21 protein-coding genes are annotated in these 22,033 nt (G+C 63.7%); 6 read left to right on the forward strand and 15 right to left on the reverse strand.

The window, feature by feature from the left end:
* Window positions 1-9: 9 nt before the first annotated feature.
* The 8 genes from ACQR13_RS23020 to ACQR13_RS23055 all read right to left on the reverse strand — a co-directional run bounded on the left by ACQR13_RS23020 (window position 10) and on the right by ACQR13_RS23055 (window position 6,601).
* Window positions 10-600, reverse strand: a complete 591-nt coding sequence (locus tag ACQR13_RS23020; RefSeq protein ID WP_434863267.1) for a portal protein — start codon at window positions 598-600, stop codon at window positions 10-12.
* Between the two features lie 130 nt (window positions 601-730).
* Window positions 731-2,023 carry a hypothetical protein gene (locus ACQR13_RS23025; protein WP_434863268.1) on the reverse strand — a complete coding sequence of 431 codons (1,293 nt, stop codon included), beginning with the start codon at window positions 2,021-2,023 and terminating at the stop codon, window positions 731-733.
* Window positions 2,024-2,491 carry a hypothetical protein gene (locus ACQR13_RS23030; RefSeq protein WP_434863269.1) on the reverse strand — a complete coding sequence of 156 codons (468 nt, stop codon included), beginning with the start codon at window positions 2,489-2,491 and terminating at the stop codon, window positions 2,024-2,026.
* Between the two features lie 154 nt (window positions 2,492-2,645).
* Window positions 2,646-3,932, reverse strand: a complete 1,287-nt coding sequence (locus ACQR13_RS23035) for a PBSX family phage terminase large subunit (protein ID WP_434863270.1) — start codon at window positions 3,930-3,932, stop codon at window positions 2,646-2,648.
* A 102-nt stretch (window positions 3,933-4,034) separates the two neighbouring features.
* Complete coding sequence (locus ACQR13_RS23040) at window positions 4,035-4,787, reverse strand: hypothetical protein (protein WP_434863271.1); 753 nt, start codon at window positions 4,785-4,787, stop codon at window positions 4,035-4,037.
* 234 nt (window positions 4,788-5,021) lie between these two features.
* Window positions 5,022-5,378 (reverse strand): hypothetical protein, encoded by a 357-nt coding sequence (locus ACQR13_RS23045; RefSeq protein WP_434863272.1) that lies wholly within the window; start codon window positions 5,376-5,378, stop codon window positions 5,022-5,024.
* A gap of 198 nt (window positions 5,379-5,576) precedes the next feature.
* On the reverse strand, window positions 5,577-6,011 hold the full coding sequence (locus ACQR13_RS23050) for a hypothetical protein (protein WP_316169730.1): 435 nt from the start codon (window positions 6,009-6,011) through the stop codon (window positions 5,577-5,579).
* 326 nt (window positions 6,012-6,337) lie between these two features.
* Entirely contained in the window at window positions 6,338-6,601 is a 264-nt protein-coding gene (locus ACQR13_RS23055; RefSeq protein ID WP_316169731.1) for a hypothetical protein, read from the reverse strand.
* Between the two features lie 679 nt (window positions 6,602-7,280).
* Here ACQR13_RS23055 and ACQR13_RS23060 point away from each other — a divergent pair.
* On the forward strand, window positions 7,281-7,466 hold the full coding sequence (locus ACQR13_RS23060) for a hypothetical protein (protein ID WP_315753501.1): 186 nt from the start codon (window positions 7,281-7,283) through the stop codon (window positions 7,464-7,466).
* A 31-nt stretch (window positions 7,467-7,497) separates the two neighbouring features.
* Here ACQR13_RS23060 and ACQR13_RS23065 read toward each other — a convergent pair whose 3' ends face one another.
* On the reverse strand, window positions 7,498-8,436 hold the full coding sequence (locus tag ACQR13_RS23065) for a hypothetical protein (RefSeq protein WP_316201810.1): 939 nt from the start codon (window positions 8,434-8,436) through the stop codon (window positions 7,498-7,500).
* 100 nt (window positions 8,437-8,536) lie between these two features.
* On the reverse strand, window positions 8,537-12,394 hold the full coding sequence (locus ACQR13_RS23070; RefSeq protein ID WP_434863273.1) for an ATP-binding protein: 3,858 nt from the start codon (window positions 12,392-12,394) through the stop codon (window positions 8,537-8,539).
* Window positions 12,395-12,559: 165 nt separating this feature from the next.
* Between ACQR13_RS23070 and ACQR13_RS23075 the strand changes: the two genes are divergently transcribed.
* Together ACQR13_RS23075 and ACQR13_RS23080 are read left to right on the forward strand one after the other, a co-directional pair.
* Window positions 12,560-13,864, forward strand: coding sequence for an NRAMP family divalent metal transporter (locus ACQR13_RS23075; RefSeq protein ID WP_316201808.1), 1,305 nt, complete (start codon window positions 12,560-12,562; stop codon window positions 13,862-13,864).
* A gap of 196 nt (window positions 13,865-14,060) precedes the next feature.
* Entirely contained in the window at window positions 14,061-15,692 is a 1,632-nt protein-coding gene (locus ACQR13_RS23080) for an NAD-dependent malic enzyme (protein WP_434841850.1), read from the forward strand.
* Between the two features lie 55 nt (window positions 15,693-15,747).
* Here the strand turns inward: ACQR13_RS23080 and rocF are convergent, their stop codons facing one another.
* Window positions 15,748-16,722: an arginase gene (rocF, locus tag ACQR13_RS23085; RefSeq protein ID WP_316192893.1), complete on the reverse strand. Its 975-nt coding sequence runs from the start codon at window positions 16,720-16,722 to the stop codon at window positions 15,748-15,750.
* Window positions 16,723-16,916: 194 nt separating this feature from the next.
* Here rocF and ACQR13_RS23090 point away from each other — a divergent pair, with 194 nt between their 5' ends.
* The gene (locus ACQR13_RS23090) at window positions 16,917-17,177 is read left to right on the forward strand and encodes a hypothetical protein (protein WP_315712969.1); all 261 of its coding nucleotides are present in this window, start codon (window positions 16,917-16,919) and stop codon (window positions 17,175-17,177) included.
* Window positions 17,178-17,187: 10 nt separating this feature from the next.
* On the opposite strand, the gene ACQR13_RS23095 is transcribed toward ACQR13_RS23090, so the two are convergent.
* On the reverse strand, window positions 17,188-18,378 hold the full coding sequence (locus tag ACQR13_RS23095) for an OpgC domain-containing protein (protein ID WP_409998681.1): 1,191 nt from the start codon (window positions 18,376-18,378) through the stop codon (window positions 17,188-17,190).
* An 865-nt stretch (window positions 18,379-19,243) separates the two neighbouring features.
* Between ACQR13_RS23095 and ACQR13_RS23100 the strand changes: the two genes are divergently transcribed.
* Together ACQR13_RS23100 and ACQR13_RS23105 are read left to right on the forward strand one after the other, a co-directional pair.
* Window positions 19,244-19,396, forward strand: a complete 153-nt coding sequence (locus ACQR13_RS23100) for a hypothetical protein (RefSeq protein ID WP_315712972.1) — start codon at window positions 19,244-19,246, stop codon at window positions 19,394-19,396.
* A gap of 151 nt (window positions 19,397-19,547) precedes the next feature.
* Window positions 19,548-19,862 (forward strand): c-type cytochrome, encoded by a 315-nt coding sequence (locus tag ACQR13_RS23105; protein WP_315712974.1) that lies wholly within the window; start codon window positions 19,548-19,550, stop codon window positions 19,860-19,862.
* A 108-nt stretch (window positions 19,863-19,970) separates the two neighbouring features.
* Here ACQR13_RS23105 and ACQR13_RS23110 read toward each other — a convergent pair whose 3' ends face one another.
* The 3 genes from ACQR13_RS23110 to ACQR13_RS23120 form a co-directional block, all read right to left on the reverse strand.
* Window positions 19,971-20,324 carry a phasin gene (locus ACQR13_RS23110; RefSeq protein ID WP_315713636.1) on the reverse strand — a complete coding sequence of 118 codons (354 nt, stop codon included), beginning with the start codon at window positions 20,322-20,324 and terminating at the stop codon, window positions 19,971-19,973.
* Window positions 20,325-20,424: 100 nt separating this feature from the next.
* Window positions 20,425-20,715, reverse strand: coding sequence for a hypothetical protein (locus ACQR13_RS23115; protein ID WP_315712976.1), 291 nt, complete (start codon window positions 20,713-20,715; stop codon window positions 20,425-20,427).
* A gap of 197 nt (window positions 20,716-20,912) precedes the next feature.
* A complete protein-coding gene (locus tag ACQR13_RS23120; RefSeq protein WP_315753489.1) occupies window positions 20,913-21,932 on the reverse strand; it encodes a GlxA family transcriptional regulator in 1,020 nt (339 codons plus the stop codon).
* Window positions 21,933-22,033 lie beyond the last annotated feature (101 nt).

Consider the following 22,033-nt stretch of genomic DNA (forward strand, 5'->3'; position numbering starts at 1 on the left):
CCAACGCGGTCACGCGTCCGCCACATCCCGACCGGCGTTGCGCGGTTTGACGTCCTGCCGCCGGCCCCGCATCGAATGCGCCACGATCCTCATCGCACCCTCGGACTCCATGACGGATTGCGCCAGCAGCGCAAACTGATCCTCAGTGAGGTCATAGTAGGTCTCACGGCTCTCTTCCTCACGCTCCTCCCACCACACCTTGACGACACCGACCTTCGAGAGGAGAGCATCCTTGATGAAGGAATACAGGATCATGAAGCCGGGGTTCTGCTGCATGAAGACATGATTGACGTAATCCGTCTCCTGCGCCGCGGCGGCCTCGTCCTCCGGCCCGACGGGCTCGAACCGCACGACCTCGTCGGATCCGGCGAAGATGTCCATCAGGTGCGGCATCAGTCCTTCTACCGTGTCGGCGACATCGGTCGAGACCGCCCGCGAGCGCCCCTCCTGCGCCGGCATGTCCTTGCGCATGTTGCCGAGATAATAATCCATCGCATCGGCGCGCTCTTCCGCCAGCCGTGCGGCGGAGATGGCGGCCAGTGCATCGGCCTTCTCGGCGGCGAGCATCGTCTTGAGGTCGGCGTTCGACATTTTCGGCATGGTCAGAACCGTATCGTTGGCATGATGTGAGCGATGAGATGGGCCGACTGGTGCCGGCGCTGAAGAGCGGCATCAACGGGAAGGCGCCAGACGCGGCCGCCGCCAGGCCTGTTCGCAGACGGGGCCGCAATCAGCGCGCCGGGCCCCACGGCGAACGCCGACGCCGAGTCCCGGCCCAATCCTCCAAGCCAGGCGTTGCCTCTCCAAACGCCGGAATCTCGAAAGGATAATCCGGCATTGCATTCCCGGTGAGCACACCGGCCGAGCCTGCCGACTCCGGCATCGGCAAGAACGGCAGGTAGGGCGAGAGCGGCGCGGTCACATTGCCCGTCGACGCCCAGCTTCCGAACCGATCATCGAACGACGGCACTTGGTCGCCGACGGGCATTTGATTGGGAGCAGTCCCGGGCGGTCCGACGCTTGCTGCTGGCAGCATCTGATCTGCGCGGCGGGAGCGCAGGATGCGGATGGGAGACCTGACCGGATCGGGGCCGCCTCCACTCGCGGCGAGATCGGCCTGGTTCGGCGGCTCTCCCGACTCTCCAGGAAACAGGGGAGACGGCGATGGGGACCCGGACCGAAACGGCTGAGCGCCAGCCGCCTCCGCATTCCCGCGGCGCGCGAGCTCACGCAGGAGCGGTGATTGCGACACCGCGGCGGCGCTGGTCGAAGGGGACCATCGGCCGAAGCGGTCGTCGAACCAGGCGGGAGCATCATGAGCAGCCGACGGCGCGCGCGATCCGACGGGACCGACCTGGTTGCCCGGAGCCACCGGTCCGCCCTCCGCGGGATCATCGGCCGGATCGGGCGCGGACCACTCGTCTTTCTCCCAGGCTTTATCCTCGAACGCACGTTTGGCATAGTAAGGCGTCGACTTGATCTGCTTGTTCACATACGTTCGATCGTGCGACAGGCCGTTGTAGAGCGAATAGATGTTTTCGACGCTGGGATCGTCCAGCCGCTTTGCGATCCCCGCCAGCAGCTTCGCGGTGAGCTCGATGTTGTCTCGCGGGGTGTGAACGTCGGATCCGGGAATGAGCTTCTGCCAACTGGAATCGATGTTGCCTGGCAGGATCGTGCGAGCAATCACGTCATGGTCGAGTCGAAATAGCGACCTCACCGCCCGGCCCACAGCCTCCCCCGGATAACCGTACTCGCCTCCTCTCGAGACCTCCGTGTAGATTACGGCTCTCACGAGATCGGGGTTTACCCCATGGCGCCTGGCGGCCTCCTCGATCAGCGCATTGTACGTCTTGACTTGCTGAGCACCCCACTGGTGGTGCTGCACAGCGGTATTGATGGCAGGTCGCTTATCCTTCGGAATGTCGGAGAACTTCTGGCTTTCGAATTCGAACTTGGTATCCGGCGCATCATCCAGGAGCGCCCGCTTTCTATCTTCCGCAGTTCGCAAATAGGTTGTCATTCAACTCCCCTGGAAACGTCCGTGCATGACTTTGATGAAGAGGCTTGAAGCGAGGAGGATGGCATACAGCGCTGCGGCCGCAGCAACGATCTGGAGCGTATGGGACGCGAGGAGGCTCTCCTGCTCCTTCACAAGAAGAGCCAGGAACTGCACCCATCCGCACTCGTCGCAGCGGTAGTAGATGTCGTACCAATAGGTCTCGAGCACCAGATAGAGGTGGACAGGCGGCGCAAGCGCCACAGGCGCGAAGAGCACAAACCACCTATTCAGCCGAGCTGTCAGCTTCACACCAAACCTTACTGACACGGTCGCCAGGGCAAGCAGAAGGATTGCAACCAGATAACCAGTCACGACGACCGCCAGCGCAAGCTGCGGAAGATTCGAAACAACCGAAAACTGGAGCGGAAACCACGCGACGAGAATGAGCGTTACGGAGCCATACTTTAGAAGCTTGAACAGAAGCTGCATGTCGGCCTTCACGAATTTCAGAGCCAGCGGGCGCGTCAGGAACAAATAAAGAACGACGACAATTCGCGGTTGTCAATGACGATCGCGAAGAGTGCGGCACGCATAACGTCTGGGACCATCGGCTCTCCAACGCCCTCGCCAGCCCCTGGCGACGTTACCGCCACCCCGCATCCTGATATCGAATGGGACGGTTAAAGCTTGCGGCCCGCCCCGGAGCCTCGTAGCAGACCGCCATCAGTCCGAGCGCATCGGCGGCGTGCGACGACCAGTCGTGCTCGGGGCCGAGCCCGACATTGCGCGTCTCATCCCTGCGCTCGTGATAGAAGCCGAGCGCCTCGCGCCCGGCTTCGGTCGCCGCTTCGTTGAACCAGAGCTGCGGGCCGAGCCGGCGCAGGGCCTCGATCCGCATCATCGCCGCTCCCCTGCCCTGGTTCTTGAGCGGCGGTTCGACAGCGAAGCCGGCGTCGCGCAGATGGTCGGCATAGCGCTTGCCGGTCACCGCATTGGTCGCGAGGCCATCATGCGGAAGATTGAGGATCGCGTTCTGATAGCCGCGCGTGCGGAGCCAGTTGACGTGGAAGGCGAGGACCTGGCCGACCGCCTCATAATAGTCGAGCACGCGAATTTCGTTGCCGACCCACTGCACGATCCAGATCGTGAACGCGTCGGCTGTGGCGCCGGCGCCCCCGATATCGACGAAGGCGCGCAATGGCAGCAGCGGATCCGCCGCCAGCTTGCCGATCCGCCCGTCGCGCTTCGCTTGCGCCAGCAGATCGGCGAAATAGGCTCCTTCGAACGCGCGCACGTAGTCGCCCTCCCAAATGTGCTCGTAACGGTCGGGATAGAGCGCGAGGTCGAGTCGGCGCTCTTCGTCAAGCACCGCCGGAAGCCACGGGTTGTCGCGCCAATTCGCCTTCACCACGACCGCCCCGTCCGGCTTGCGGCTGCGCAGGAAATCGTCGACGGCATCCGACTTGCGGCGCGGATTCCAACTCGCCCACAGTTCCGAGCGCGGCGCGCGGATCGTCGGCCGCAGCAACGCCAGCGAGCGCGCGCTCAGGGTCTGCGCCTCGTCGATCCAGGCGATGCGAAATCCCTCCAGCGACTTGATCGATTCCGCGGTGTGATCCTGCATGCCGCGAAAGATGATGAGCCCGTCGCCCGGCGTCGCGATGCGGTCGCTGAACGAGCGAAAGCCTTGGCCGAGGCCGAGCGCCGCGATCTTGTCCTCGATCAACCGCTTGGATGATTGCGCCAAGGTGCGTTGCGCCTCGCGAATGCAGACGGCGAGCGTACCTCGATCGGCCTGGCAGGTCTCGACCAGCAGTTCGCCGAAGAAGTGCGACTTGCCCGAGCCACGCCCACCGAACGCGCCCTTGTAGCGAGCCGGCGCGAGCAGTGGCTCGAACACTCTTGCGGTGAGGATTTTCAGCGTAGACAATGATCACCTGCTTCTGCCGGGCGGCTGCGCGGTCCACGGGCCCGACAGGAAGGGCACGGGCGGAGCCCCAGCATCGAATACGGATTGATCCGTCGGAGTCGACTACCGCGATCGAAGACGGCGTACGGGCTGACGCTTGTCCTCGATGGTGAAGCCCGACTCGGCCTGCCTTGGCACGGCGGCTCCTTCCACCGGATTGATCCAGTCTCCAAACCGCTCATCGAAGAGGGCGGCGGGCACGGATCGCGCGCCGCTGTTTGATTGACCGGGAAACCGTCCCAATCGCTCGGAAGGGGTGTCCGCTCCACCGCCGACGTAGGCGTAGTCCTTCTGAATTCCACGAAGGGCGTCAGGAACTGGCAATCCGGTTCGTGCCAATCTCCGCGCTTTTGGATCCTTCGCCAACGTGTCGGCTATGTCGGACAGATACTCGTAGTTGGCTTGCGGAACCGGATAGAGGTGCTTTCCGAGACCTGCAGCTTCGGTGATCCGGTTCACGATCGAAGTACAGATGCGGGGGTCTTGTGAAAAACGAGCAAGATCCCAGCCATTGTAAAAGAGAGGCTCGGCACTGAGCTTTGCGATCTCCCCACGGGCGAGATCCGCTTGCCGTTCGGTGATTGGAACTGTGAACGTTGCGTATTGGCCCTCATCCGCAACGCTGGAAAAGTCGTTCGGTGGCGCCTTTCCATCCTGCATCGAATGAGCGTCGAATCTTCCCTTGTCAGAAATCGAACCATGATGCTCTGGCCCGAATCCCGCATACACCTGCCCGGTCGGATCATTGACGACGACGGCGGCGTGCCCCGGCAGGCCGGGATTGATCTGAAATGTGAGCGAGTGTCGAGCGGCCATAGTCGCCTCCCTTTGTGTTGATAGAGATTGTTGAATGAACGCTGCCTGCTCGCTGCGAGCGCAGTTGGACGCCACTTGGTGGCGCGGCTATCCATATGAACGACGCCGGCGGCTCAGCGTCGGGCTCATTCATCTTGCGACCGCGAAATGTTGGAGCGGGCAGTCCGTCCTGCGCGCCGCTATGCGGATCGGCGCTCGCCGCGCAACGAGGCCACCGGTCGTCGCGTCGTGCGACTAATCCCGATGCAATCGTTTGATCAAACGGGCGTCGATCCGGTCCAGGCCAGGACCAATGCGTCTGACAGCCAGACGCCAGAGACTATGAAGCATCCATCCGAAAAGATACGACACCAGCAGGCTTACGGGGAAATAGGAGAGATAGCTATTCATCCAACTATCGATATCGAAGGGCGGATCGTGAAGACCCAGGGCTGACCACAACCAACCAAGGATCATCCCGGCCGGAAGAACAGCCATTTCGGCCAGCAATACGCTTGACTTCAAGCCGGCGAAATAAGACAGGCAGCTGAACACCAGAAAGTGCACGGTGTAGAGGGCCGAAGCGATCAGTCCCCCCTTATTAGGTCGCACAATACGCCTCCTCTACCGCGCAACGCATGCGGGCTACCGAAGTGCTGACGCTCGTCCCGACAAGTGTCATCCGACGGCCTCCAGCCTCTGAGGCGAGGGGCGAACGAGGACAGTCGCACGAGCTGACGCCCCCCCTGGAACAAAAACAGAACATCAGATTGCGGAGGAATTGTCAACGGCCAGCTCCCACGCGCCCGATTACTTCGCCAAGCGCTTTTGTGAGAATGCGAGATAGATGGTTCCAATCCGTCCATTCCAGGAGAATGGGGTCCTGACGAAATCATCATGCGGTGACCACATGCGCTGATAGATCTCCAACCGCGTCAGGCCGGGTTTGATGGTCGCTCGAAATTGCTCTTTGGCCTCGAAGTTATAACAGCAGCCAGGCGGTCCTTTGACAATCATCTCCAGCATGGCAACGCCTGCTTCTGAATAGAGGACGATTTCAACGTCCAGACCGGCAGCGTGGAAGCGGCATATGCCGACCTCGTCGCAATCGTTGAGATTGCCGCTATCCGTCTCTCCCTTGACTTCAACCGCATAGCTGATGAGGACATCGCTTGCGACAGCCGCGCGGCACGATAATCCGAAGAGCAACAGCCAGAGAGCAAGCAGCCGCTTCAAGACACTCACGACTCGCGCCGGCCAAGACCATGCTGATGCAATCATGTTGATGACCCGAAGATATCCAGACTGCGATTTCCCACGGAACGAAACGACGCGGGGCGGCGTTCGCATCAAGAACAAAGCTCGAACAAACACGCGTCGGCGTCAAGTCGGCCGGCTCTGACTTTTTCTACTTGTTTGGGCGCTGAGTCCGTCTTGACACACAATTTCGGGCCGACGCGTTTTGATCTGATTTCGCCACCGTCGCGGAAGCCGGGGTGAACAGCAAGCTGCCACTCAATTGAACGTCGATCTTCCCATCGTACGAGCGCACGCCTCACCCACCACCGGGATCACTCATCCTCCTGTGCATCGTCCTCTCCATCCGGATGCACGATGACACGCTCGATGCGGTGGATCAGCTCGAGGGCGCCGTCCTCGCTGTTCTGCAGCGCCTGAGGCGCCTTCCCCCAACCGCGGTCGAGGATGGCGTTGGCGGCGGACACGCGCGCGGCATGTGTCGCCTTCGGCGAGCGCATCACGCCAACCAGCGTATTGATCGCCGTCTTGGTGTGGCTGCGGGCCATCGAGCGAATTTCGGTGATCGTCTTCGACATGGTCAAGTCCGGTATCATGGATGATGAATGCGAGGTTGGTGATCGTCACGAGATTGCATCGGCGGCTGCGATCATCACCAGGCCGATCAGGGCGAGCGCGATGAGATAGGCGGTCATCTTCCTCTCTCTCCTAGGCGAAGGAAAAGTGCGGCAGATCGCAGCCGAACGCGCGATCGTTTCAGGCGCGAACCCTATCCCTCGGCTCAAGCAAGGGACCGCTGCGGGCGGAGCGACGGTCGCCACGCCCACGCGCCGGCCCGTTCGCGCAGGCCAGCGAGTAACCGGATGTTCGAAGTTGTCTTCGCGCCGGCGCGCGATGAATTGCCGGCGATCATGGTCGACAGACGATGCCGGCCTGCGCCGCTCACGTCAAATGCCCGCGGACAACCCGGCATCATATTTTCGGAAAATTCGATAATAACACTATGCCGGTGATTTGCCCGACGTGTCAAATTTGATCGAAATGCAGCAGTCAGGCCTTGCGATTTCGATAACCGCCGCTCCAAATCCGGTCCGAGCGAACAAAAAGCCCGCTGCCGAGTTCGCGGCGCGGGCTCTATGATTTCTTCGACGATGGCAAAATGCGCCTGATTTGCCCGACGTGTCAAGCGCAGATAGTTGCGCCGGCCGGCAACGCAACTTCAGCCCGTCGGGCGCGGCCGGCGGAGGAGATCTTCCGATGTATGTCGTTGCGGTCGTGCTCGCCGGCTTGTCCGCCCTGTTCTATGTGGCGAGCCAGCACCAGCTCGGAGCGGTCGGCGCCGATGTCTGTCAATATGGCAGCCTGTTCTGCGACAAGCCGCACTACATGATGACGGGCGCGTTGCTGGCCGCCCTCTGGGGCAAGTTCGTGAGCATGCGCTGACACGAGCCGGCGCGAAGCTTCGATCAACCCGTCAGTTCTTGATCGCGTAGAGCGGCGTTCTCACCGTCAGCTGGTAGACCGGCTTCGGCGCCCAGGCGATCTGCGCGGTGATGCCGAACAGCCGGTTGTCGTCATCGTCCATGCGGTCGAGATCCAGCCTGACCAGCGGCTGCGTGTAGGGCGCGATCGGCGTGACAGCAAGCAGCTGCGCACCGCCGAACGACTGGAGGCCGACGCGCGCGGAGACCTTCCAGTTGTTCTCCCACTGATAGAAGCCGCCGACATAGCCCGCCGTCGTGCTGCCGACATGCGCTAGCACTGAGTCGACCTCGACATGGGTATATTGAACGCCGGCGAGCCAGCCTTTCATCTCATCCGGATCGAGCGCGTATTTGGCTTCGATGACGGTGTTGAACGAGGTCGTCGCCAACGGCGCGTCCGGCACCGACCGGGTCAGCGTCGACTGCAAGGTGAGCGTCGGAAGCGCGCCGCCGTTCTGCTGATAGACATCGGCCTGGAAGCCGAGGAACCAGCTCGTGACCGCCACGTCGGACCAGCCGGACAGGCCGTTGTACGACGTGCTGCCGGTGAAGCCCGCGTAGAGCGACAACGCGTCGCCGAGATCGACCGTGAGCGGAACGTCGACGCCAAGGCCCTGGTTGGTCGGAGCCGACAGTTGCGGCCGTCGTGGCAAGGCTGGACGGTCGAGCAGCTTGCGCAAGGTCGCGAGCTGCGACAGAGTTCCGAACAGGGAGGTGTCGCCAAGGCCCGTCGACAATGCTCCGCCGGGCACATAGGCGTAGTTCGTGCGGAAATCGATGTAGACGTTGGCAAGGCCCGGCGCCGGCGCGTCCGCCTCATCGTCCTTGGCAAGGGCGCCGCCGCTCGTCACCAGCGCCGCGCCCGAGACAAGAGCGAATATCCGCCGCTGCGCCCGACCGCCACGCAGCCGCCATTTCTCGTCTGCCATGAGACTTCCCCCGGAGACCGAAAATACGCCGGTCCGGCGCGATCCTTCAAGTGCGGATCGCGCGAGGCCCACCATGGTCAGGGGAAAGCTGCCGCGGTTCTCATGCCGACGACGCCGGCTTCGCGCCTGCGGCTCGCGCGGCCATGACCTGCCGCAGCACGCGCGACAGCTCGTCGACCGAGTAAGGCTTCTGGATCAGGCTGAAACCGTGGCGGTCGCCGTCGGCGAGGACATGGCTGTAGCCGCTGTTGAGCACGATCGGGATCATCGGCAGCCGCCGGCGGATTTCCTGGCCGAGCGTCACCCCGTCCATGCCGGGCATCACGACGTCGCTGAGCACGAGATCGAAGCTCTCGGGATCCTCGTCGATCATCCGCAACGCATCCGTTCCGCTGCGCGCGAGCACCGTTCGGTAGCCGAGATCCTCGAGCAACTGCGTGGAGAACTCGCCGATTTCCGGATTGTCCTCGACGACCAGCACATTCCAGCGCGCGGCGAGCTGTTCGGGACCCTGCTCGCTCCGCTCGCGCGGTCCCAGCGGCTTGTGCGTCAGCGGGAGTAACAATGTCAGCTTCGTGCCCTTGCCGAGCTCACTGTCGACCAGCACCCGTCCGCCGGACTGATGAACGAAGCCGTAGACCTGAGACAGGCCGAGGCCGGTGCCGCGCCCAACCCCTTTGGTGGTGAAAAACGGCTCGAAGATCCGGTCGATCTGATCTGGAGGAATGCCGGATCCGGTGTCGCTGACGGCAATGGAGACGAACGACGACTGCCCGGACCGACCGTCCTCTCGGACGATCTCGCCGCGAATGGTCAGGACGCCCTGCCCCTCCATCGCATCACGCGCATTGGCGACGAGGTTCACGAGCGCCGTCTCGAACTGATTGATGTCGACGTCGACCGGAAGCGGCCGCAATGCGAGGTCGAGTTCGATCACGGCCGGCGCTCCGAGGACGGTCTGCAGCATCTCTTCGATCCGCTCGATATGCCCCGCGGCATCGAAGACGCGGCGCTCCATCGGCGTCCGCCGCGCGAAGGCGAGCAACTGTCCGGTGAGCTTGGCGGCGCGATCCGCCGTGTCCGAGATCGCATCCACGTAGCGCCGCATGCGCTCCGGGGACAGCTGGCGCCGGCGCAACAGGTCGGCCGACGACCGGATCACGGTCAGCAGATTGTTAAAGTCGTGCGCGACGCCGCCGGTGAGCTGGCCGATCGCCTCCATCTTCTGGGCCTGGCGGAATGCTTCCTCCGCCTTGCGCCGTTCGGTCAGCTCGACCGCCTCGGGCACGATGGCGGCCACCTGTCCGGTCTCGTCCCGCACCGGCCGCATCTGGAAGTCGAACCAGCGCGAGCCGCCGACCGGCAGTTCGAGCTGCAGCTCCTGGCGCGCCCCGTCGCCGCGAGCGACGGCGTCGACCAGGGATCTGATCACCTCGGGCATGCCGGGCGTACCCGCAAACCACGGCGTCTCCCAGAATGGCAGCCCTGCGACCTCGTGCAGCGGCGCAGCGATCGCTTCGAGCGAGGTCGCATTGGCGTCCAGAAGCGTCCCATCGGACGAGAGCAGCGCTTGGAACGTGTAGCTCGCCTCGAAGATCGTCCGCAGCCGCGCCTCCTTGGCCTGCAGCTCCGCGGTACGCTCGGAGACCTGCGTCTCCAGACGCTCGTTCAGCTCACGCAGCGTGATCTCGGCCTCGTGCCGCACCCGCGACAGATCGATATTGGCGCGCACCCGCGCCAGCAGCTCGCGCGCGCTGAACGGCTTGGTGAGATAGTCGCTCGCCCCGGCATCAAGCCCCTCGACCTTGGCCTCCTCTCCGGCGCGCGCCGACAGCATGACCACAGGAATGTCGCGAAGCTGCGCATCGCTACGCAGCGCTTTCAGCAGGCCGAAGCCGTCGAGCCCCGGCATCATGACGTCGGTCAGCACGAGATCGGGGCGGCGCTGTCGGACGGCCTCCAGGGCCGCCATGCCATCGCTGACCGCCTCCACGTCATAATCCTCGCCGAGCAGACGGCGGACGTAGTCGCGCATATCAGGATTGTCGTCCGCGAGCACCACGCGATCACGGGCCGATGCCGTCGCGGAGCGAACTCCCAGGTCGTCGGATGATGACGGGTGAGGAAGCTCGAACGGCACACCGCCGTTCAACCACCCGAGCGCCTCCTCGATGTAGGCTTCGGCACGGACGTTGGTAACGGCCAGGACACGGGAAGGTCCGATCTGGCCCGCTGGCAGATGCGCCGAGCCTAGCGGAATTCGCACGGTGAAAACCGAGCCGCGGCCGAGCTCGCTGTCTACAGCGATCTCCCCTCCATGAAGCCTCACCAGCTCCTGAACGAGAGCGAGACCGATGCCGCTGCCCTCGAAGGATCGGCCGCGCGCGCCTTCGATGCGACGGAACCGTTCGAACAGGTGCGGCAGTTCACTGGGCGGGATGCCGGTGCCGGTGTCGCGAACCCTGAGCTCGGCATGATTGCCGTCAGTGGACAAGCCGATCGACACCGCGATTTCACCTTCGAAGGTGAACTTGAACGCATTCGACACCAGATTGAGAACGATCTTCTCCCACATGTCGCGGTCGACATACACCGGCTCGGACAGGGGCGTGGGGTCGATGGTGAGACGCAGGCCGGCAGGATCCGTCGCCGAGCGGAAGTTGGACACGAGCTCGGCCGTGAAAACCGCAAGATCGATCGGCTCGAAGTGCGCGGTCATGCGGCCGGCCTCGATGCGCGAAAAGTCGAGCAGAGTGTTCACGAGCTTCAACAGGCGAATGCCGTTGCGGTGGATCAGGCTGAGGACGGATCGCGCGTCGGAGGTGAGTTGGGCCTCGTCGCGGCCGAGCAGGTCTTCCAGCGGGCTCAACATCAGCGTCAGCGGCGTGCGAAACTCGTGGCTGATGTTGGAAAAGAACGTCGTCTTGGCGCGGTCGATTTCGGCCAGCGCTTCCGCCCGACGCCGCTCTGCCTGATAGGCCCCGCCATTGCTGACGGCCGCTGCAATCTGCCCCGCGACGAGGTTCAGAAAGCGGGCATAGCTCTCGTCGTAGAGACGGAACGGATTGAGACCTGCGATGAGGAATCCGCCCCGTCCGGCTTCCCCCGACGCGGGCAGCGGAAGCACAACGGCGTGCTGTGGCGGCTGACGCCATCCGCCGGTCGGAAAGCTGAGGCCGAACCGCCGCGGAAGGTCACGAACCAGCACCGCATCCTGCAGCTTCAGCGCTTCAGCCAGAGGCCACGTTCCCTCCGGCTGAATTCTCAGCCTCGGCTGAACGGCAGGATGATCGCGGTCGATGCCGGTCAGGGCCTCCAGTCGCGCCGCCTCGCCGTCCGGGTCGGTCATGTAGATCATTGCGAACGGCAGGTCGCGCGACTCCCGCGCCAAGGCGTCCGCGCAGCTTGCGCAGGCCTGATCGATGCTGCGGGCCCCGGCCCCGGCATTTGCCAGTTCGCGCAGCAACGAGAGCTGGCGCTCGCTGATCACGCGCTGAGTGTCATCGGTGTTCGCGCAGAAGATTCCTCCGGGTGATCCATCGTCGTCCGGAATGGGACTGTAGGAAAATGTGTAGTACGTCTCCTCGGGAAAGCCGTTGCGCTCCATGATCAGGAGTTGCGCCTCGACATAGGTGCCCTGATCACCGCCGCCGGCCTTGGCCAGCAACGGACCGATGTCCTCCCAGATCTCGTGCCAGACTGCAGAGATCGGTCGGCCGAGAGCCCACGGATGTTTGCCGCCGATGATGGTCTTGTAAGCATCGTTGTAGAGATAGATCAGCTCCCTGCCCCAACCGATCCAGATCGGCTGTTGGGATGTCAACATGATCCTGACGGCCGTCTTCAGGCTCTGCGGCCAACGCGCCGGCGGTCCGATCGAGGTGCTCTCCCAATCGAACCGCAACATCAGTCCGGCCAGCTCACTGCCTCCGGAAAAAAGCCTCTCGCGCTCGGCCATGCCGAGCTCCTGATCGTGCCCTGTTTGTCGCTGGTCCGGCACGCGCTCCCCCTGGTCGAAATCCGACGTGATCTGGAACGCTGGTAATCTCCTCCGGTTCCGGAGCCGGGAACAAAAAGGGGTCGTGCGACTTCGAGAGACATACACCGCCGGGGGAGCGCTGCCATGGCCACGACCATCGGATCTGAACCGAACAAGCCGAAACGGTCGCTCTGGAGCGTATTCCGGCTGTTGGGTCCAGGTCTCGTGACCGGTGCCGCCGACGACGATCCGTCGGGAATAGCGACGTACTCCCAGGCCGGCGCGCAGTTCGGCTACGGGCTGTTGTGGACGGTCTTTCTGACAGCGCCTTTCATGATCGCGATCCAGCTGGTGAGCGCGCGCATTGGCCGTGTCACCGGCAAAGGGCTGGCGGCCAACATCACCGCGCTTGCGCCACGCGGCATCGTCTTCGGCCTCGTCGCGCTCCTGGTCGGCGCCAACACCTTCAACATCGCAGCCGACATTGCGGCGATGGCGGAGTCGCTGTCGCTGGTGATCGGCGGTCTCAATCATGAGCACGCGCTGATCTTCGCCGCCGGCTCGACGCTGCTCCAAGTATTCCTGCCCTACCGCCGCTACGCACCCTTCATCAAGGTGCTGACCCTCAGCCTGTTCGCCTACGTCGCGACCGCCTTGATGGTCAAAGTGCCCTGGAGCACGGCGCTGCTCGCGGCGGTTTGGCCCAGCTTCTCGACGGAGGCCAACTATCTGCTGACGGTGGTGGCTGTGCTCGGCACCACCATCAGCCCCTACCTGTTCTTCTGGCAGGCCTCGCAGGAGGTCGAGGAGATGAACCAGGGCAAGGTCGACCGTCCCTTGCGCGAGCTGTCGAAGAAGGACCACCCCGACCTCCGACGGATCAGGATCGACACCACGATCGGCATGATCTTCTCGAACGCGATCGCGTTCTTCATCATCGTGACGACCGCCACGGTGCTGCACGCGCATGGCATTACCAAGATCGACTCGGCGACGCAGGCGGCCGAAGCCCTGCGCCCGCTCGCGGGCGACTTCACCTTCCTGTTGTTCGCGCTCGGCATCATCGGGACCGGCATGCTGGCGATCCCGGTGCTGGCGGGCTCGGCGGCATACGCCGTCGCCGAGATCTTCGGCTGGCACGCGACCCTGGAGGCCAAGCCGGACGAGGCGGTCGGCTTCTACAGCATCATCGCTGCCGCCACGATCATCGGCTTCGGGCTCGGCTTCACCGGCATCGACCCGATCCACATGCTGGTGTGGAGCGCCGTGCTCAACGGCATCGCCGCCGTGCCGATCATGGCGATGATGATGGTGATCGTGTCCAATCCCAGGCTGATGGGCCGCTTCCGCGGACGGACCTGGCTGATCGCCCTGGGGTGGATGGGGACAGGTATCATGGCCATCGCCGTGCTGGCGCTGCTTTGGTCATTCGTCACGGGCCGCGCCTAGCGGCCATCGCATTTTCCTCTGCGTGGGCTGCAACGCAGTTGCACAACGTCATTGGTGCAATGCGGAACGTAAACTGTGTTAACAGTCCCGTTCCCGCCATCCCGCCGCGATTGATGCCGATCAACGCCGGGCGCGCTCCGGTATGGCGGTGCTCGAACAAAGGACCTCGGAGACTGCCTTGACCCAGCCGCAACGCATGAGCGCATCGACGCTACCCCCCTATTCTCCGCGCGGACTTGCGCTGCTGCGCGATCCGCTGCTCAACAAGGGCACCGGCTTTACCGAGCAGGAGCGCGATGCGCTCGGCCTGCGCGGCTTCCTGCCCGCCGGGGTCATGTCGATGCAGGCCCAGGCCGAGCGGATCCTGGTCAATCTTCGCAGCCTGTCCAGCGACCTCGAGAAGTACGTGGCACTGAACGCACTGCATGACCGCAACGAAGCGCTGTTCTTCCGGGTGGTCTGCGACAACATCGACGAGATCCAGCCGCTGATCTACACGCCGACCGTCGGCCTCGCCTGCCAGAAATTCGGCCTGATCTTCCAGCGTCCGCGCGGCCTGTTCATCTCGGCCAATGACCGCGGCCGGATCGCGGAGATCCTCGCCAACTGGCCGTATCGCGCCAAGCTCATCGTCGTCACCGACGGTGAGCGCATTCTCGGGCTCGGCGATCTCGGCGCCAACGGCATGGGCATTCCGGTCGGCAAGCTGTCGCTGTACTCGGCCTGCGCCGGCATCCATCCGGAAGAGTGCCTGCCCGTCATGCTCGATGTCGGCACCAACAACGAAGAGCTTCTGGCCGACCCCTACTACATTGGGCTGCGCCAGAAGCGCCTTACGGGCGAAGCCTACGACACGTTCGTCGACGAGTTCATGACCGCGGCCCGCGCCGCCTTCCCGGGCGTGCTGATTCAGTTCGAGGACTTCGCCAATCACGCCGCATTCAAGCTGCTGCACAAATATCGCGACGACGCCTGCGTCTTCAACGACGACATCCAGGGCACGGCGGCGGTGGCGCTTGCCGGCCTGTTTTCGGCGCTGCGCATCACCGGCGGCAAGCTCCGCGACCAGACGGTGCTGTTCCTCGGGGCCGGCGAGGCGGCCACCGGCATCGCGGATCTCGTCGTCTCCGCCATGATGGCCGAGGGCCTGTCCGAAGCAGAGGCGCTGCGGCGCAACTGGCTGACGGACTCGCGCGGCCTCGTCATCAAGAGGCGAGAGAACCTGCACGGCCACAAGCTGCGCTATGCGCACGACCAGGCGCCGATCGCAGACTTCCTGACCGCGATCAGGACGCTGAAGCCGACCGCGATCATCGGCGTGGCGGCCGTCGGCGGCGCCTTCACGCCAGAAGTGCTGCAGGCCATGGCCGAACTGAACGAGCGACCCATCATCTTCGCGCTCTCCAACCCGACCTCGAAGGCGGAATGCTCCGCGGAGTCGGCCTATCGCTATACCCAGGGCCGCGCGCTGTTCGCCTGCGGCAGCCCCTACGATCCGGTCAAGCTCGACGGCAAGACCTTCGTGCCGCGCCAGGGCAACAACTCCTACATCTTTCCCGGCGTCGGCCTGGGTGCCATCGCCAGCGGCGCGCGGCTGGTGACCGACGAGATGTTCATGGCCGCCGCGCATACCCTGGCGAACTGCGTCACCGGCGCCGATCTTGAGCAGGGCAGCCTTTACCCGGCGCTGCCGCGCATCCGCGAGGTGTCTGCCTATATCGGCGCCGCGGTGGCCGGCGTTGCCTATCAGAACGGGCTCGCCACAGGGCCTGCGCCGAACGATCTGCTCGGCTTCGTCGAGTCGAAGATGTACGACGCACGCTACTGAGCCCGAGATTGCGGATGCCTCGGGCTCACCGAGGTCGAGTGAGGAGGCATCCGCTCTATTGATCCGGAACGATCGCATTGCTCGGCGTCGGCCGGTCCGTGATCTGCTGACCGAACAGGCTGGCGACCAGTTCGACGGCGACGCGCGCGGTCTTGCCGCGCTCGTCGAGGAACGGGTTGAGCTCGACGATGTCGACCGAACGGACCAGGCCGGAATCGTGCAGCATCTCCATGATGAGATGCGCCTCGCGATAGGTCGCGCCGCCCGGTACGGTCGTGCCGACGCCGGGGGCGACCTCGGGGTCGAGGAAGTCGACATCGAAGCTCACATGCAGGACGCCGTTCCGCGCACGAACCTTGTCGAGGATCCGGCGCATCAGCACGCCGACGCCGAATTCGTCGATGGCGCGCATGTCGGCGATGCTGATACGCCGGAGACGCAGCAGTTCCTTTTCCGCTCTGTCGATCGAGCGGATGCCGAACAGCTCCAACTGATCTGGGGTGATGGACGTGCGTGCCTCGTCGCCGAGCAGACCATCGAGACCCGGCTCGCCGCACAAGAACGCGGCGGACATGCCGTGCATGTTCGCCGTGATGGTGGTTTCAGGCGTGTTGTAGTCGGCATGTGCGTCGAGCCAGAGCACGAACAGCTCCCGCCCGATCTCGTGGCAATGGCGCGCGATCCCGTTCACAGACCCCATCGACAGCGAATGGTCGCCGCCGAGAAACACCGGGATGGCGCCGGTCTGCGCCAGCTCTTGACTGCGACGCGCCAGCACCAGCGACCAGCGCTGGATCTGGCGATAGTGCTTGGCCTTCATCGGCGGCTCGTCAACCTGCTCCGTGATGTCGGCGATGCCGACATCGCCGTAGTCGGTGACGTCGAGCCCGAGACTTTCCAGCACGGTGACGAGACCTGCGGTGCGCAGCGCAGCAGGCCCCATCAGCGTACCGCGGACCGACGCGCCGAGATCGATCGGCGCACCAAGGACGGCGATGCGATGTGGCGCTGTAAGGTCTGGAGAAGCCAAGACGGAATCCTTTCATCGACGGCCGGTCGCCCAGCGTAGCGCGATTTTGCACCGCATGCTTCGCCAGCGACGTCTCGGTCCATGGGAACCAATCGCATCAGCCGGCATTTTCAGGAGCATTACATTCGCCCTCGGCCGAATCGCGTCGGCACGGGGGTGCCAATCCGACGAGCCGCGGCAAGAAGGCAACGACAGTGAACAGCGAAACGTTCGAAACACCTCCACAGCCGGGCGTTGCCGAACGCGCGCTCGACACCGCGACGGACATGTCACACACACTCGGCGAGGTGGTGGGCACGCTGGGAGCGGCCGTTGACCGACTGAGCGAAGCGGCAAGGGCCGCGCGGCGGCCGGGGACCGCCCTGTCGACCATCAGCGCGATCACCCGCGAGGCGCCGCTCGCGAGCCTGTTCGTCGCCTTCCTGCTCGGGGTCACCGTCGCACGCCGGCGTTGAGGAGCGGTGGTCAGAACAGCCGCGGCCCGCGCCGGTCGAGCTGTGATTCCCATGTCAGCAGCGTGGCCGCGATGGTCATGATCGCGATCCCGGCGACACTGATCAGCAGCTGCATCGCCAACCCGCTCGCCACGTCGGTCAGAATGACCTGGCCGAGGAAGGCCAGCAGCACACCCTGGCAATAGATCGGGAGCGAGTTCTCGCCGCACCTGATCATGGCCGTCATCAGCGGACGAATCGGCCCCTTCCAGTCCCGCGGCGCCAGCCGCGACACCACGAAGGCAAGCGCCAGGAAGTGCAAGAGCCGCACCGGCGCCAGGTGGCTCTTGTAGATCGGATAGATCAGGCCGTTGATGGCCGACGGGATCAGGTTCTCGAGACTCTTGAACTCCCAGCTGAGCGCCATCAACAGGCTGAACGCGAGATAGGTGATCGCCACGATCAACAGCGCTCGCGAGTCGAGGAGCGGACGCAGGCGCGTGGTGCCGGCACAGCCGTACCAGGCGCCGATCACGAACAGGAACTGCCAGGCGAACGGATTGAAATACAGTTCGCCGCTCGGCCACGCCGGCACCTGCCAGCTGAACAGCTGAACCATCATGTAGAGCAGGAATGAAAGCACCAGCGTCAACGTCGCGCTGGTGATCATCAGCCACAGGATGACGGGAAAGCAGATGTGCAGGATTGCGAACGTCAGCAGGATGTCGGTGTTGACGGGCGCGAATTGCAGCAGCGCCACATGCACCAGCGTGGGCCCGGGCTCGCGAAAGAAGAAGCCGGTGTTGGTCTCGTCGACGAAGCGCGTGCCGCCGCCGATCACCCAGACCAGCGCCGCATAGGCGAGCAGCAGCACCAGGAACGCCGCATAGATCTCCCAGGCGCGCCGCAGCGCCCGCACCACCGTGGTCGCCCAGCCCTGCTTCGGCAGCGCTCCGCCATAGGCGAGCATGCAGGTGTAGCCGGAGACGAAGACGAACACCTCGGAGGTGTCGCTGAAGCCGTAGTTGCGCAGCGTCAGCCACGCCAGCGAATTGTCCGGAACATGATCGATGAAGATGAACCAAAGGGCGAGCCCCCGGAACGCGTCGACCCGGAGGTCACGACCTCCGTTGCCGTTACCGGCTGCCACGCTATCTGTCTTCGCCAGTTCTTGATCATCGGCAAGCAAGATGGACCTCGTCTCGGGATGGCGGACTAACATCGACTCCGGCATGTCGTGCCTTGATATCTCCTGCCGGCCATCGATCGGAACTCGAATCCGCCACACGCGTCGTCCGCCCTTCTGGCAGATTTCGGGCCCTTGAACGCAGCCCCCGTCTGCGTCTTCAGGCTGCCCCGCGATTTCCGCCGATTGTGCACGGCCGATATCCGCACCGGAAAAGTGTGCACGGAAGCCGGGCACCTGCGGAACATTGTCGGCATGGTGGTGTTAACCCTCTAACCACCGCGGAGCTGGCAATTGTTCCAGTCCCGTATTTGCCCGGATTGATTGTAGATTGGTTAGACATTGACTTTGAGTGGAAGTGTTGACAGGGGGGGTTCCGTGATCCACCGAGGTGTTCAATATACCGTCGTGGCGACTGCTGAACCGGACATTTGGGAATGGCGGTACGAGTTTGGCGATCAGATCAAGACCGGACGCACCCAGACCAGACTCGCTGCGCTCGCAGCGCGGCGCGTGAAGTCGAAGATCGATGCGGCCCTCCGTGCGGCCCAGACGGGTTCCGTGTCCACGGTAAACGTTGCCGAACGGATCGGCAGGGCGAAGGCCGCATCGCATAGCCTGACCTGACATTCTGTCCTCCGGCAGTCCGGCACGCGCCGGTCGCCTCATCGTCTGTTGAGACAGATCAAGGCATCGATGCCGGCATTTGTCATGTTTAGATGATGGAAACTCTCGTTTTTCGCTGCTCCCAGACGGGATCGAACGTTCAGATCGACTTGGCCGCACCGGTTCTTGCCGACCAGTTCGATGCCTATGAGGCGGCCGCATGCCCAGCATGTGGCGGTACGCATCTCGTCAACAGGCTGAGCGGAAAGATGCTGAGCGACAGGGAGGGCTCGACATGTCCTACGTTGCGGAAGAGTTGACGATCACCGCCTCGACCGACGTGTCTCGCCCGGCCGATATGTCTTGGCTGCGCCGCGCGACCGCGCTCCTGAAGGCAATCGTCAGCCGGATCGACCTGTCCCACTTTCCCAAATCATGCTGTAATTGACGTCGAGATTCATCGACGTGCCGCGCGTGCCTGCGAGACGGAGCCGCCAAGATCGCTCCTCTCCGGGGGCGAAACATTCCTTCGTGAGCCACCCGCCGTCACTCCGGCGAGGTATGCCACCACCCAACAGACAAAGATCAGGAGTTCCTTGATGCACGCCTCGGTGATGAGAGTTATGGCGATCGCGATCGCGGCTGCGGCATCGACACCGGCCTGGGCCGCCGATCCGGATCACGGCGGAGATCTGGCCCGTCGCTGGTGCGCCTCGTGCCACCTCATCGAGGGGACGCAGAAGCAGGCCAGCGCGGACGTTCCCTCCTTCGCCCAGATTGCTCAGAGAACGGATTTCACGCCGGAGAAGGTCGCGTTTTTCCTGCTCGACCCGCATCCGAAGATGCCAAGCTTCCCGCTCAACCGGCTGGAGGCAGCCGACATCGCCGCCTATATCGGCAGCCTGCGAAAATAGGGCTGGGCTCTTTCGCCCGTCTCGTCCGCTCGCATCCATTCGGCGGCAGCACTGCCGCCGAGTTCCGTCCATGCAGACCGTCGCTCCTGCGACGGCGAGGCTCGCGCTTCAGCTCTTGGGCTCGGTCGCCTTGCTCGCGGCCGACATGATGCTCGCCGTGATCGTCTTCATGTGTTCACCGGCGTTGGTGAACTGGCTGCGCAGGAACTCGGACTGGATCCGCATCGCCTCCTCGAGCTCGGTGGCGTGAACGAGCTTTCGAGCGTGCTCGAAGGCCGTCTTGATGTTCTGCTCGGTAAGAGTGAGCGCCTGCTTGGACATGTCGGCGGCAGGCCCGGGAACTGTGCCGATCGACTTGCCGGCTGCGTCGAAGAACATCTCGAATGCTTTTTCAGCCTGCGAGATGGTCTTTTCGGCCAGGTCCCGCAGTTCAGCGGGCACTTCCAGTTTGGTTTGGGTCATCGTTGCTTCCTCCACGACAGATCCAACTACCACATCCGACTCCCTGCGTCGCCGTACAAATGGATGCGGAGGAAAGCCGCCAGCGGCTGTCAGAATGCGGCTATACGTTGACGCGCAATCTGCAAAGCGTATTCGATCGAAGCGAGGTGACGATCATAGATCCGTCGCGCGCGCTCGTCCGCAACAGGCCCGAGAGCTCTCGCGCATGCTGCAGGGCAAGATCGAGGAGGAGGACAGTTTTTCTCGCATCCTCCCTGACGCTGAATGCACCGACTCGCACGGTGTCCATGAGGCCAGCACCGGCCACCACAACCACCGCCTTCTGCTCAGCGCTCGCAAAGGCGGCCTCAGGAGAGAGTGTCCTCGTGCGAAAGGGAACGATGTTGGTCATTGGCCTTTCCCCTCGGCGGAGGCGGATCTGCATCAAATTTTCAGCATTATACACGTGGCCTTTTACGGAAGGCTTTGAGCGCTCGCATAAGGCATGGCCGCACCGGCCTCAAAGCGAGCGGCGGGATTGACCCGAAAGCAAAGGAAAGGGCGCCGAGTCCGGCGAGTCTTGTCAGCCCCGGTTGCGGCAAGCGCCGCTCAGCCCGAGAAGCGGCGCCGATACTCCGACGGCGACACACCGAGATGCCGCAGGAACGCCCGCCGCATGCGCTCGTCGTCGCCAAAGCCCGCCCGTTTGGCGATTTCGACCACGTTTTCGATCTGGCGGCTTTCGAGTAGGAGGCGCGCCGTCTCGACCCTGAGCGCCTCGACTCCCTGTGCCGGGGTCATGCCGGTGCGGCTGACATAGGTGCGCGCAAAGGTGCGCGGCGTCATGCCGGCTCGCGCGGCCAGCGCCTCGACCCGCAAGTCGCTGGCGATGTTCTCGATGATCCAGGCATGCAGCGCACTGAACCGACCCTCGACGTCGGACGCCTGCGCCGCCAGGACGGTCGAAAACTGACTCTGGCCACCAGGACGTTTCAGAAAGACGACGAGCCGGCGCGCCACGTCGAGCGCGATCGTATGGCCGAAATCCTCCTCGATCATCGCCAGCGCGAGATCGATGCCGGCGCTCACGCCTGCGGATGACCAGACCCGGCCATCCTGCACAAAGATCGCGTCGGGCTCGACCTTCACGTTCGGAAAACTGTCCTGCAGACGGGGGCAGTAGCGCCAATGTGTCGCGGCCCGCCTGCCCTCCAGCGCGCCGACCCAGGCCAGCGCAAAGGCGCCCAGGCAGACGGATGCGATGCGCCGGGCACCGGGGAGCACCTGGCCGATCCACTGCATCACCATCTCGTCCTGCCGCAGCTTCCAGATGCCGGGCCCCCCCGGGATCAGCAGCGTATCGACCTCCTCAGGCTTCAGGGACGAGAGTGGCGCAGTGTCGATCATCAGGCCGACATCGGTCGGCACCAGTCCGCCCTCCTTGGACACGTAGCTCAGCGCATAGCCCGGCCCTGGCAGCTCGATCTCGCTGAGTTCGGCGAACACCTGCGCCGGGCCGGAAACGTCGAGCAACGTCACTCCGGGAAAGGCAAAGATGGCCAGCCGCCTTTCGGCACTATCTCGACGCACCGCAGCACGCCGGGGAGAGTTGGCAGAATTCGAGGGCATATTGTCCTTTAAGCCATCGGAGGACCGCCTGTATAGCTCGACCTTGCAGTGGTGGAGTTCACGCGATGTCGCGCAATTTGGACGGTCGATACAGGACCATC

Origin of the sequence: Bradyrhizobium sp. HKCCYLRH3059 (assembly GCF_051168035.1) — a bacterium.
GTDB lineage: Bacteria > Pseudomonadota > Alphaproteobacteria > Rhizobiales > Xanthobacteraceae > Bradyrhizobium.